Source organism: Neisseria sp. P0006.S004 (genome assembly GCF_051963015.1).
GTDB lineage: Bacteria > Pseudomonadota > Gammaproteobacteria > Burkholderiales > Neisseriaceae > Neisseria.
Genome location: NZ_JBQCUS010000006.1, coordinates 20,392 through 33,003 on the forward strand (window position 1 = coordinate 20,392; position 12,612 = coordinate 33,003).

Here is a 12,612-nt window from a genome sequence, read left to right on the forward strand (position 1 = left end):
TTTCTAAAATTATCAAAGGAACACTTATGACCCAAGCCGTATTATTCGACCTTGACGGCACGCTTGCCGATACCGCACTTGATTTGGGTGGCGCGCTCAACACGGTATTGCGCCGACACGGTTTGCCAGAAAAAAGCATGGATGAAATCCGTCCGCAGGCCAGTCATGGTGCGAGTGGTTTGCTCAAACTTGGCGCAGGCATTACGCCCGACCATCCGGACTATATGCAATGGCGCAAAGAGTTTTTGGACGAATACAGCCGCTGCTATGCCGACCAAACCATCTTGTTCGACGGCGTAAACGAAATGTTGGAAGCTTTAACACAACGCGGTATTCAATGGGGCATTATTACTAACAAGCCCATGCGTTTTACCGATGTCCTCGTGCCTAAGCTCGGGTTTACCGTGCCTCCTGCCGTGATTGTTAGCGGCGATACATGCGATGAGCCAAAGCCCAGCGTGAAACCTATGTTTTACGCGTGTGAACAGATTGGCGTTGAGGCGCAGCGATGTTTTTATGTCGGTGATGCAGAGCGCGATATGCAGGCAGGCAAGAATGCAGGCATGACGACCGTGCTTGCCGATTGGGGCTATATTTCTGCCGAAGACCAAACCGAAAACTGGCTTGCCGATTTCCGTATTGCCACGCCTTTGGATTTGTTGGCAATCTTGCGTTAAAACCCTGTAATAATCCGTTTTCAGACGGCCTGAAACGGCGTAAAATTACATAAATTTGTATTTTTTCAACCGTTTTACTACTTGTAAAGAGAAAAATCATGTTCTTCAAGCATATCGAAGCAGCTCCTGCTGATCCGATTTTAGGTTTGGGCGAGGCGTTTAAAGCTGAAACCCGTCCGGAGAAAGTCAATCTCGGTATCGGCGTGTACAAAGACGCGTCCGGCGCGACGCCTATTGTCAAAGCCGTCAAAGAGGCTGAAAAACGCCTGCTGGAAAGCGAGACAACTAAAAATTACCTGACCATCGACGGCGTTGCCGATTACAACGAGCAAACCCAAATCCTGTTGTTTGGTAAAGACCACGAAATCATTGCCAGCCGTCGCGCCAAAACAGCGCAAAGCCTTGGCGGTACAGGCGCATTGCGTATTGCGGCCGAGTTTGCCAAACGTCAGTTGAACGCGCAAACCATCTGGATTTCCAATCCAACTTGGCCTAACCACAATGCCATCGCCAAAGCGGTCGGCATCCAAGACAAACCTTATCGCTACTATGATGCCGCCAAACATGGTTTGGATTGGGACGGCATGATTGAAGACTTGAGCCAAGCTCAAAAAGGCGACATCGTCCTGCTGCACGGCTGCTGCCACAACCCTACCGGCATCGACCCTACGCCCGAACAATGGGAAACTTTGGCAAAACTTTCTGCCGAAAAAGGCTGGTTGCCACTGTTTGACTTTGCTTATCAAGGCTTCGGCAATGGCTTGGAAGAAGATGCCTACGGCTTGCGCGTGTTCTTGAAACACAATACAGAATTGCTGATTGCCAGCTCTTATTCCAAAAACTTCGGTATGTACAACGAGCGCGTCGGCGCGTTCACTTTGGTGGCCGAAGATGAAGAAACAGCAGCCCGTGCCCACAGCCAAGTCAAAACCATCATCCGTACCTTGTATTCCAACCCGGCTTCACACGGCGCGAACACCATTGCGCTGGTGTTGAAAAATGATGATTTGAAAGCACAATGGATTGCCGAACTCGATGAAATGCGTGGCCGCATCAAAGCCATGCGCCAAAAATTTGTCGAGTTGCTCAAAGCCAAAGGTGCAACCCAAGACTTTGATTTCATTATTGAACAAAACGGTATGTTCTCTTTCAGCGGTCTGACTCCCGAACAAGTCGACCGTTTGAAAAACGAGTTTGCCATTTATGCCGTCCGCTCCGGCCGCATTAACGTTGCCGGCATTACCGATGACAACATCGATTATTTGTGCGAGAGCATTGTGAAAGTCTTGTAATTGTCGAATTAAAGGCAAAGGCCGTCTGAATTATTCAGACGGCCTTTATTTTTGACTTGTAAGCTTATCCGGCAACTGCGTTCATTCCCCAATAAATCATGGCATAACGCAGCAGTTTGCCTGTAATCAGAATGATAGTGCAATGCAAGGCATTGAGCCTGAGCCAGCCTGCGGCAAGGGGGAGGGCATCGCCGATAATCGGCAACCATGCAAATAATAGCGGCCAAATTCCCCATCTTTGTATACGCGCCAATACTTTTTCAGACGGCCTTTTCTTGGCCGGAAACATTCTGCCCATGTAATAAGAAACCATACTGCCCAAGCCATTCGCCAAACCGGCACACAAACATGCGCCGAGGGCATGTTGCGGATATTGGTACACAAATGCGGCGTATGCCGCCTCGGATGTACCCGGAAGTAGTGTGGCTGAAGTGAAGGCAGAAGCAATCAGGGCAAGGTAAGCGTAAAGAGAGGGCATATTTTGAGTTACATCAAGTGATATTGTAAAAAAGAAATAATAGGCTTAATAAGAGGATTATGCCTTTATTTTTTAATCTAATAAAAGATAAATCCAATATTATTTAAATTTTTAAAATTAAACGGCTGAAGGATAATGTAGTCGGCTGTTAGAAAATAGTTTTCAAAGTAACGGATTATCAGTATGATACGGGCGGCTGTTAATGGGTGTTAAGTTTAATGAACTGATTTAAGCTCATCTTTTAGCGAGTCTTAACAAAACGAAAGGCAAATCATGTCTGCGCATTCACAACAAAATCATACTCCTGCGCTGGTTGTCCTAACCACACTCTTTTTCATGATGGGTTTCATTACCTGCATGAACGATATTTTGATTCCGCATCTGCAGAAAATTTTCACGCTAACCAATTTTCAGGCGATGCTGGTTCAGTTCTGCTTCTTTACTGCTTATGGTGTTATGTCGATGCCGATGGGCTATTTGGTCAGTAAAATCGGCTATAAAAATGGTGTAATTGGAGGCTTTGCATTAGCTGCCATCGGTTGTCTGTTGTTCTATCCTGCCGCCGGCAGCCATTCTTATCCTACTTTCTTGGGTGCGCTGTTTATTTTGGCTTCTGGTATAACTTTGTTGCAAGTGGCCGGTAATCCATATGTAACTTTATTGGCAAAACCAGGTAAAGAGTCTGCGACTTTAACTATAGTTCAGGCATTTAACTCTGTAGGTACAACTGTTGCTCCATATGTTGGCTCATTATTGATTTTGTCTGATGCAACAAAAGTAGCTAATAAAGCCGAGCAAATTTCTTCCGTTCAGATTCCATATTTGGGTTTGGCCGGTCTGCTGATTATTTTGGCAGTATTTGTCAAAATGATTCGTCTGCCTGATGCACGTAAAATTGCCGAAGAAGAGAGCGAACACAATCATGATGGCAAACTCAACGTATGGCAATACCGTCATTTGGTTTTCGGTGTGGCCGGTATTTTCTGCTATGTTGGTGCAGAAGTATCTATCGGCGCATTGATGGTTAATGTTTTGGGTTTTTTGCAAGGTTTAGATCATTCATCTGCTGCAAATTATCTGATGGTCTACTGGGGTGGTGCGATGCTTGGTCGTTTCTTGGGTTCTTTTGTAATGACAAAAATTGTTCCCAACCGCTATTTAGCATTCAATGCTACAGCAGCAGCAACTCTGTTGATCATTGCTATAATGGCGGGTAAAGGTAACCCAAATATTGCAATGTGGGCATTGTTGGCTATCGGTTTCTTCAACTCGATCATGTTCCCAACGATTTTCTCTTTGGCAACCAAAGGGCTGGGTCGATTCACCAGTAAAGCTTCCGGCGTATTGTGTACTGCGATTGTTGGTGGTGCGTTTGTTCCTTTAGCACATGGCTGGGTAGCAGATACTTATAACTTGCTAGTTTCTTTCGTTGTATCAGTGATTTGTTATGCATACATCGTCTTTTTTGCGATTAAAGGCTCTAAAGCTGACGAATAATTCATCATGATAAAAGGCCGTCTGAAACCTTATTGGATTTCAGACGGCCTTTTTACTTTGTGGCATAATGATTTAAATGACAGGAGGAAAAAATGGCCAAAATCATTTTGCTGCATGGCTTGCACATGCATTCATGGGTAATGAAACCGCTGGAGTATTTGCTGGAACAAGAAGGTTTTGAAGTTGCGCTGTTCGATTATTACAGTGTTTTGCATTCGATGAACCGACATGTTGAAGATTTGGCGCGATGGATTGATGAGAACCATGCTGATGAAACACTGCACTTTGTCGGCCATAGTTTGGGCGGGTTGGTCTTACGCAATTTTGCGGCTGCATATCCGAATAAAGTCAGCGGCCGTATCGTTACTATGGGTACGCCGCACCAAGGCAGCCGGGCTGCGCAACGTGTGCTCAATTTGGGTTTGCAAAAGCCGGTATTGGGCGGCTCGTATAAAGGCGCTTTGGACGGCAGTATGCCTGAATTGCCAGAATGCGTTGAGTTGGGCAGTATCGCCGGCAATAAACCGTATGGGCTGGGCCGTGTTTTAGGTTTGCATGGTGAACATGATGGTACGGTTTTGGTCAGCGAAACGCATTGTCCGAATATGCGTGATCATGTCGTTTTGCCTGTCAGCCATAGCGGTATGTTGTTTAACCGTAAAACGGTCGAGCAAGTGGTGGCATTTTTGCATGATGGACGTTTTAAAAAGCAATAAAATTTCATTTATTCTAATTTAAAAGTATTTAATGTTAATAATTTAATATATTTTAAAGAAAGTGTCGCAGTTTTACTGGAGCTGTTTTTATAAAATAACAGGCAGGCCGTCTGAGAATCGGGTTTCAGACGGCCTGTTATGCTAAAATCTGTTAAGTACTTATTAAAAAGGCAAAGAACAATGTTTGCTTTCAAATCCTTACTTAATATGCCGCGCTTTGAGGCCATTGCGGTGGCCTTAGCTTTGGTGGCAGCAATGGGTTATACGATTATTTCGCTTGAATGGCTGCCGCATATGTCGATTGTGACGGCGATTGTGGTCTTGCTGTTGTACGGTTTGATGCGCGGCTTGAAATATCAAGATATGCAAAACGGTATGATAGGCGCGGTCGGGCAGGGCATGGGCGCGATTTATCTGTTCTTCTTTATCGGCCTGATGGTCAGTGCGCTGATGATGAGTGGTGCGATTCCGACGCTGATGTATTACGGTTTCGGATTGATTTCGCCGACTTATTTTTATTTCTCGGCGTTTGCGCTTTGCTCGGTCATCGGTATTTCCATCGGCAGTAGTTTGACGACTTGTGCAACTGTCGGCGTGGCATTTATGGGTATGGCGGCTGCGTTTCATGCCGATATGGCGATGACGGCAGGTGCGATTGTGTCGGGTGCGTTCTTTGGCGATAAAATGTCGCCGCTTTCCGATACGACCGGTATTTCCGCTTCGATTGTCGGCATTGATTTGTTCGAACACATCAAAAACATGATGTACACCACTGTGCCTGCGTGGTTGATCAGTGCAGCATTGATGTTGTGGCTCTTGCCTAATGTTGCCGCGCATGATATGAACAGCGTCGAAGCTTTCCGCGCGCAATTGGAAGCAACCGGTTTGGTGCATGCCTATTCGCTGATTCCGTTTGCCTTGCTGGTTGTCCTCGCCCTGATGCGCGTCAATGCCATTGTGGCCATGTTGTTTACCGTTGTGGTGGCGCTGATTGTCACTTACTTCCACAGTACGCCTGATTTGAAACAGCTAGGCGCGTGGTTTTACGGCGGATACAAACTCGAAGGCGAAGCATTTAAAGACATTGCCCGTTTGATTTCTCGCGGCGGCTTGGAAAGCATGTTCTTTACGCAAACTATTGTGATACTCGGCATGAGCTTGGGCGGCCTGTTGTTTAGCATCGGTGTGATTCCGTCTTTGTTGGAAGCCATTCGTGCGTTCCTGACCAATGCCGGACGCGCTACTTTCAGCGTGGCCATGACATCGGTTGGTGTTAACTTCCTGATTGGCGAGCAATATTTAAGTATCCTGCTTTCCGGCGAAACCTTTAAGCCGGTATATGACAAACTCGGCCTGCATTCGCGCAACCTTGCCCGTACGCTTGAAGATGCGGGTACGGTCATCAACCCGTTGGTGCCTTGGAGCGTCTGCGGCGTATTTATCAGCCATGCCTTGGGTGTGCCTGTTTGGGAATACCTGCCTTATGCCTTCTTCTGCTACTTGAGTTTGGCTCTGACGCTGGTGTTTGGCTGGACAGGGTTGACTTTGAGTAAGAAGTAAACCGCATTTAAAATAGCAATGCTTTTATAAAACAAGGTCGTCTGAAAACAATTTCAGACGGCCTTGCTTTACTTGAAGTAGCCGTATCAGCATGATTTCACTATAATTGCTGCGCCAATAAAAAAATAATCTAAACAATGAACAAACAAATCCGCCAAGAAATTTTCGAGCGTTTCCGCGCTGCCAATCCTCATCCGACTACCGAGTTGAATTTCAGCTCGCCGTTTGAGCTGCTGATTGCCGTTTTATTGTCTGCACAAGCAACTGATGTCGGCGTGAACAAAGCGACTGCCAAACTCTTTCCCGTTGCCAATACGCCGCAAGCCATGTTGGATTTGGGACTGGACGGCGTAATGGAATACACCAAAACCATAGGCCTTTATAAAACCAAATCCAAACACATCATGCAGACTTGCCGTATTTTGCTGGAGAAATACAACGGCGAAGTACCTGCTGACCGAGAGGCTTTGGAATCTTTGCCCGGTGTTGGCCGCAAAACTGCCAATGTGGTGTTGAACACTGCATTCGGGCAACCTGTTATGGCGGTCGATACCCATATTTTCCGTGTGGCCAACCGCACCAAAATCGCGCCGGGCAAGGATGTGCGTGAAGTTGAAGACAAGCTGATGCGCTTTATTCCCAAAGAATTTTTGATGGATGCCCATCACTGGTTGATTTTGCATGGCCGCTATACGTGTAAGGCTTTGAAACCGCAATGCAGTAAATGCCTAATTAACGATTTGTGCGAATATCCGGCAAAAATGTAAATAAAAAAACATAAAAAAGGCCGTCTGAATTTCAGACGGCCTTTGATTTGGCTACGATTAGTCGGCAACTGCCATCAGGCTGGCGTTACCACCGGCAGCGGTAGTATTGATACTGCAAGAGATTTCTTCAAATACTTGCAGAATGTCCAGACCTTGTTCGGAAGGCAGAATGCGGATGAGCGCACCGTCGCGGCCGGCCAACTCTTGTTTGCGCTCGCTGCTCAAAGGCTCGATAGCGGCAACATGGCTGATGCCTGCGTTTTCAGGTTTGGCATTGACTTGCAACAAACCGTCCAAATCGGCTGAGTAGGAAGCCAACGGGCTGTTAGGCTCAACAACGGTTTGAATGCCTGCGGCTGCCAGCTCGGTCAGGGCAGAGAAGGCTTGCAGCAGATTGCCGCCATGTACCCAAACACGTTTTGGAGAGCGCCAGCTCAATGAGTTGCGTTCGCCGGTCGGGCCGACCAATACGGTTTCGGCTTTGCGCAGGGTACGGACGCGTGCGTGACCCAAAGCTGCGGCTGCGGCTTTTTTCTCTTCTGCGTTAAACGGCAGTTTGTGAACCAGGGTTTCCAAACGTTTGAGTGCGTCTTCGTCTGCTTGGCCGATGCGGCTGAGGGTTGGGGCAACCCATTCAGGAGTACGAATCAGGCGTTGCAGATAGAATGAACCGCCTGCTTTTGGACCGGTACCAGACAAGCCGTGACCGCCGAAAGGTTGTACGCCGACAACAGCACCAACGATGTTGCGGTTAACGTAGATGTTACCGGCTTCGATGCGGTCGCGGATATGGTCGACAGTGCCTTCGATACGGCTGTGTACACCGCTGGTCAGAGCATAGCCTTTGGCGTTGATTTGGTCGATGAGTTGATCCAATTCGCTGGCGCGGTAGCGGACAACGTGCAGTACAGGACCGAACACTTCGCGTTGCAACTCGTTCAGGTTATTCAATTCAAACAGGATTGGACGAACGAAGGTAGAGTTGTTGTCATCAACGTCGGTGGCAGTTTTGATTTCGTGGTAAGCCTTTGCTACGCCTTTCATTTTATTGATGTGGGCCAACAGGTTTTGTTGGGCTTCAGCATCGATGACAGGGCCGATGTCTGTGGTCAGTTGGATCGGTTTGCCGACAACCAGCTCGTCCATTGCACCTTTGATGATGTTGATCATTTTATCGGCAACATCTTCTTGAACACACAAGATACGCAGGGCGGAACAACGTTGGCCCGCGCTGTCGAAGGCAGAATTCAATACGTCGAGGCAGACTTGTTCCGGCAGGGCGGTAGAGTCCACGATCATCGCGTTTTGACCGCCGGTCTCGGCAATCAGGACAGGGCTGTCGTCGCGTTTGGACAGGGCTTTGTTAATCAGGCGCGCTACTTCGGTAGAACCGGTGAAGATCACGCCGCCGATGCGGGCATCGCCGGTCAGGGCGGAGCCGACATCGCCTGCGCCGAGTACGAGTTGCAGCGCAGAAGTCGGAATACCGGCTTGATGCATCAAGGAAACGGCGTAAGTAGCAATCAGGCTGGTTTGTTCGGCAGGTTTGGCGATAACAGTGTTACCGGCTGCCAATGCAGAAACCACTTCGCCGGTAAAGATGGCCAATGGGAAGTTCCATGGGCTGATGGCAACGATTGCGCCAACCGCTTTGGCATCTTTAGGCAGGGTGTTTTCAGCTTCGTTGGCATAGTAGCGGCAGAAGTCAACGGCTTCGCGTACTTCGGCAACGGCGTTGTTCAAGGTTTTACCGGCTTCACGGACGGCCAGCATCATCAATGCAGGCGTGTGTTGTTCCAACAAATCGGCAAAACGGCGCAGGCAGTCGGCGCGTTCTGAAGCAGGTTTGGCGCTCCACTCCGGCAGGGCGGCAACGGCTGCACCAATAGCTTCTTGAGCCAATGCCGCATCGGCAAAGCTGACAGTGCCGACAACATCGTTGTGGTCTGCAGGGTTGCGGACGGGTTGCGCTTCGCCTACATTACGCGCTTCGCCATTGACGATAGACGCGGCGTGGAAGTCTTCGGAAGAAGCTTGGTTGAGTTTTTCTTGCAGATTTTGCAATACGTTTTCGTTGCTGAAATCGACGCCTTGGGAGTTCAGACGGCCTTTGCCATACAAATCGCGCGGCAGAGGCAATGCCGGATGCAGGTGGATGCCTTGTTCGGCGATGGTGTCGAACGGGCTCTTAATCAGGCGGTCGATGCTGATGTTTTCGTCAACGATTTGGTTCACGAAAGAAGAGTTCGCACCGTTTTCCAACAGACGGCGTACCAAGTAGGCAAGCAGGGTTTCGTGTGTGCCGACCGGGGCATACACGCGTACGCGGCGACCTAAGTTTTGCGGGCCGACTACTTGGTCGTACAGGGTTTCGCCCATGCCGTGCAGACATTGGTGTTCGAAGTCTTTGCCTTTACCCATTTGGTAGATTGCGCCCAAAGTGTAGGCGTTGTGGGTGGCAAATTGTGGGAACACGGCATCTTGTGCATCCAAGAGTTTGCGTGCGCAGGCGAGGTAGGAGATGTCGGTGTGGACTTTACGGGTGTAAGTCGGATAGCCTTCCATGCCGTCTACTTGAGCCCATTTCACTTCGCTGTCCCAGTATGCGCCTTTAACCAAACGGATCATCAGTTTTTGGTTGTTGCGGCGGGCCAGGTCGATCAGATAGTCGATAACGAACGGGCAACGTTTTTGGTAGGCTTGAACAACGAAACCGATACCTTTGTAACCGGCCAAGTCAGGATCGGAAACCAAAGCTTCCATCAAGTCCAAAGACAATTCGAGACGGTTGGCTTCTTCGGCGTCGATGTTGATACCGATATCGTATTTTTTACCCAAAAGGAACAATTCTTTCAGGCGCGGCAACAGTTCGCTCATCACGCGTTCGTGTTGGGCGCGTGAGTAGCGTGGGTGGATGGCGGAAAGTTTAACGGAGATACCGTTGCCTTCGTAAACGCCTTGGCCTGCGGCATCTTTACCGATGGCGTGAATGGCTTGAACGTAGTCGTTGTAGTAGCGGTTGGCATCTTCTTCGGTGTATGCGGCTTCACCCAACATATCGAAAGAGAAGCGGTAACCCATTTTCTCGCGCTCTTTACCGTTTTGCAGCGCTTCTTCAATGGTTTGGCCGGTTACGAACTGTTTGCCCAACAGGCGCATTGCGTAGTTCACACCTTGACGGATCAGAGGCGCGCCACCTTTGCTGATCAGACGGCTCAATGCGGAACTCATCTGTTTATCGTTTGTCGCGGTCAGTTTGCCGGTAATCAACAGACCCCATGCAGCCGCGTTAACAAAGAGGGAAGGGCTGTTGTTCAAGTGGCTTTTCCAGTTGCCTTCGGAGATTTTGTCGGCAATCAGGCGGTCGCGGGTTGCATTGTCCGGAATACGCAGCAGGGCTTCGGCCAGACACATCAGTGCAACACCTTCTTCACTGGAGAGAGAGAACTCGTGCATCAAGGCATCTACACCGCTTGCTTTGGTGCGGCTGGCACGGACTTGGGTAACCAAACGACGGGCAAGCTCGGAGGCGGCATTGCGCTCTTCGTCGGTCATCTGTGCACGTTGCAACATATCCTGAACGGCCTCGATTTCGTCGCGGCGGTAGGCATCAGTTACAGCTTGACGCAGAGGAGTTTGTGTTGGAAAAGCGAAGTTAAACATTATTTATGTTCTCCAAAGGTTTTTTCATGATTTCAGACGGCCTGAATTAAGACTGCTAAAACAAGCATTCTGAAGGATAGTAATATCGTAATAAAATTATGATGCGGATACAAGATGCATCCGCATAAATTGCTGTTTTTTCTGATAAGGCTCAGATTATTTTGAAACAGTTTATGTCGTAAAGACGGCCTGCACGGAATCATGCAGGCCGTCTGAAAACGTCTTATTTAGAGGCGCGGTATTCTGCGTCTGCTTTTTCAAAGCGTTCTTGCAATTCGCGTGAAGGTTTTTTGTCGATCAGGGACACCAAAACAATCACGAGTGTGCAAATGATAAAGCCAGGAACGATTTCATAGACAGTAGCGAAACCTGTTTCTTGTGCAGCCAAAGCAGGTTTTTTGATCCACTCGGCCCAAACTACTACAGTCAGTGCACCTGCAATCATGCCGGAGAGTGCGCCGTAGGCAGTAATGCGTTTCCACAGAACAGACAGGATAACAACCGGACCGAATGCAGCACCAAAGCCGGCCCATGCGTAAGCTACCAAGCCCAATACTTTGCTTTCAGGGTCAGAAGCAATCAGGATGGAAATCACGGCGATAGCCAATACCATTACGCGGCCAATCCATACCAATTCAGCTTGTTGGGCGTTTTTACGCAGGAAGCCTTTATAGAAGTCTTCGGTAATCGCGCTGGAGCAAACCAACAATTGGCAAGACAGGGTAGACATTACAGCAGCAAGAATCGCGCTCAAGATGATACCGGCAATCCAAGGGTTGAAGAGCAGGGTAGCCAAAGCGATGAAGATACGTTCGTGGTTGCCGTTCATTTCATCAACGTGGGCAGGGTTGGCGCCGAAGTAAGCGATGCCGAAATAGCCGACAGCCACGGCACCGGCCATACACAGAATCATCCAAGTCATACCGATACGGCGTGCAGAAACCAGAGATTTAGCGCTTTCGGCAGCCATGAAACGGGCCAAAATGTGTGGTTGGCCGAAATAGCCTAAGCCCCAAGCAGCGGTAGAGATAATGCCGATGAAAGTAGTACCGGCAAACAGACTGCCGTATTCTTTACCGGTAGAAGCGGCAACTTGTTGGATGGCAGCGTTCATTTGATCTGCACCGCCCAAACCCAAGTACACCATTACAGGAGTCAGTACCAATGCAAAAATCATCAAAGAAGCTTGCAGGGTATCGGTCCAGCTTACGGCTAAGAAACCGCCCAAGAAAGTGTAGGCGATGGTCGCGCCGGCACCCAACCACATGGCTTGAGTGTAAGACATACCGTGGAACAGGCTTTGGAACAGGGTAGCACCGGCTACGATGCCTGAAGCACAGTAAATAGTGAAGAAGAACAAGATAATCAGTGCAGAAACCACTTTCATCAAGTGACCGCCGGCACCGAAGCGGTGGAAGAAGTAATCAGGAAGCGTCAGTGCGTTGTTGGCGTATTCGGTATGCACGCGCAAACGGCCTGCAACCAAGAGCCAGTTGAGGTATGCACCCACAATCAGACCAATGGCAATCCAAGCTTCATTCAAACCGCTCAGGTAAATGGCACCTGGCAAACCCATCAAAAGCCAACCTGACATATCGGAAGCACCGGCAGACATCGCGGTCACGAACGGACCTAAGCTGCGGCCGCCGAGAATGTAGTCGTCGAAGTTTCGTGTTGAAAAATAGGCGGCGAGGCCGATCAGTAATACGGCGACCAAATAGATCGCGAAAGTGATATACATGGGGTTCATGTACTTATTCCTCATCTAACTTTTAAAACGGGTTTGAAATTGCAAGCAATTCATACCCAAACTTTTTTCTAATAAAAATACAGCTTAAAAATCCTGTTTTTCACGAGAGAGTCAGGATAAATTATTTTCAAATACAATAAAATACGAAATCTTAATGCATTAAATTGTAAATAATTTAAACCAGCATACCGCAAAAAGTCGCTTTTGCAAAG

General features: G+C 48.5%; 9 protein-coding genes. 6 read left to right on the forward strand and 3 right to left on the reverse strand.

Annotated elements, in window-relative coordinates:
• Nucleotides 1-26 precede the first annotated feature (26 nt).
• Together ACTHR2_RS08690 and ACTHR2_RS08695 are read left to right on the forward strand one after the other, a co-directional pair.
• Nucleotides 27-677, forward strand: coding sequence for an HAD family hydrolase (locus tag ACTHR2_RS08690; RefSeq protein ID WP_440375624.1), 651 nt, complete (start codon nt 27-29; stop codon nt 675-677).
• Between the two features lie 98 nt (nt 678-775).
• Nucleotides 776-1,969, forward strand: a complete 1,194-nt coding sequence (locus ACTHR2_RS08695) for an amino acid aminotransferase (RefSeq protein ID WP_070588069.1) — start codon at nt 776-778, stop codon at nt 1,967-1,969.
• Between the two features lie 64 nt (nt 1,970-2,033).
• On the opposite strand, the gene ACTHR2_RS08700 is transcribed toward ACTHR2_RS08695, so the two are convergent.
• Nucleotides 2,034-2,447 (reverse strand): YqaA family protein, encoded by a 414-nt coding sequence (locus tag ACTHR2_RS08700; RefSeq protein WP_440375625.1) that lies wholly within the window; start codon nt 2,445-2,447, stop codon nt 2,034-2,036.
• A 273-nt stretch (nt 2,448-2,720) separates the two neighbouring features.
• Between ACTHR2_RS08700 and ACTHR2_RS08705 the strand changes: the two genes are divergently transcribed.
• From ACTHR2_RS08705 to nth, 4 genes are all read left to right on the forward strand, one after another.
• A complete protein-coding gene (locus ACTHR2_RS08705; RefSeq protein WP_263337636.1) occupies nt 2,721-3,944 on the forward strand; it encodes a sugar MFS transporter in 1,224 nt (407 codons plus the stop codon).
• Between the two features lie 92 nt (nt 3,945-4,036).
• Nucleotides 4,037-4,660, forward strand: coding sequence for a lysophospholipase (locus ACTHR2_RS08710; protein ID WP_263337633.1), 624 nt, complete (start codon nt 4,037-4,039; stop codon nt 4,658-4,660).
• A 180-nt stretch (nt 4,661-4,840) separates the two neighbouring features.
• A complete protein-coding gene (gene nhaC, locus ACTHR2_RS08715) occupies nt 4,841-6,220 on the forward strand; it encodes a Na+/H+ antiporter NhaC (RefSeq protein WP_039862424.1) in 1,380 nt (459 codons plus the stop codon).
• 137 nt (nt 6,221-6,357) lie between these two features.
• Nucleotides 6,358-6,987 carry an endonuclease III gene (gene nth, locus ACTHR2_RS08720; RefSeq protein WP_049323145.1) on the forward strand — a complete coding sequence of 210 codons (630 nt, stop codon included), beginning with the start codon at nt 6,358-6,360 and terminating at the stop codon, nt 6,985-6,987.
• 57 nt (nt 6,988-7,044) lie between these two features.
• On the opposite strand, the gene putA is transcribed toward nth, so the two are convergent.
• The gene (putA, locus tag ACTHR2_RS08725; protein WP_263337618.1) at nt 7,045-10,650 is read right to left on the reverse strand and encodes a bifunctional proline dehydrogenase/L-glutamate gamma-semialdehyde dehydrogenase PutA; all 3,606 of its coding nucleotides are present in this window, start codon (nt 10,648-10,650) and stop codon (nt 7,045-7,047) included.
• 223 nt (nt 10,651-10,873) lie between these two features.
• The gene (gene putP / locus ACTHR2_RS08730; protein WP_263337615.1) at nt 10,874-12,400 is read right to left on the reverse strand and encodes a sodium/proline symporter PutP; all 1,527 of its coding nucleotides are present in this window, start codon (nt 12,398-12,400) and stop codon (nt 10,874-10,876) included.
• Nucleotides 12,401-12,612 lie beyond the last annotated feature (212 nt).

Bases quoted from the DNA above. Each gene is read 5' to 3' on its own strand.
- ACTHR2_RS08690 (WP_440375624.1), top strand. From the start codon at position 27: ATGACCCAAGCCGTATTATTCGACCTTGACGGCACGCTTGCCGATACC.
- ACTHR2_RS08695 (WP_070588069.1), top strand. From the start codon at position 776: ATGTTCTTCAAGCATATCGAAGCAGCTCCTGCTGATCCGATTTTAGGT.
- ACTHR2_RS08700 (WP_440375625.1), bottom strand. From the start codon at position 2,447: ATGCCCTCTCTTTACGCTTACCTTGCCCTGATTGCTTCTGCCTTCACT.
- ACTHR2_RS08705 (WP_263337636.1), top strand. From the start codon at position 2,721: ATGTCTGCGCATTCACAACAAAATCATACTCCTGCGCTGGTTGTCCTA.
- ACTHR2_RS08710 (WP_263337633.1), top strand. From the start codon at position 4,037: ATGGCCAAAATCATTTTGCTGCATGGCTTGCACATGCATTCATGGGTA.
- nhaC (WP_039862424.1), top strand. From the start codon at position 4,841: ATGTTTGCTTTCAAATCCTTACTTAATATGCCGCGCTTTGAGGCCATT.
- nth (WP_049323145.1), top strand. From the start codon at position 6,358: ATGAACAAACAAATCCGCCAAGAAATTTTCGAGCGTTTCCGCGCTGCC.
- putA (WP_263337618.1), bottom strand. From the start codon at position 10,650: ATGTTTAACTTCGCTTTTCCAACACAAACTCCTCTGCGTCAAGCTGTA.
- putP (WP_263337615.1), bottom strand. From the start codon at position 12,400: ATGAACCCCATGTATATCACTTTCGCGATCTATTTGGTCGCCGTATTA.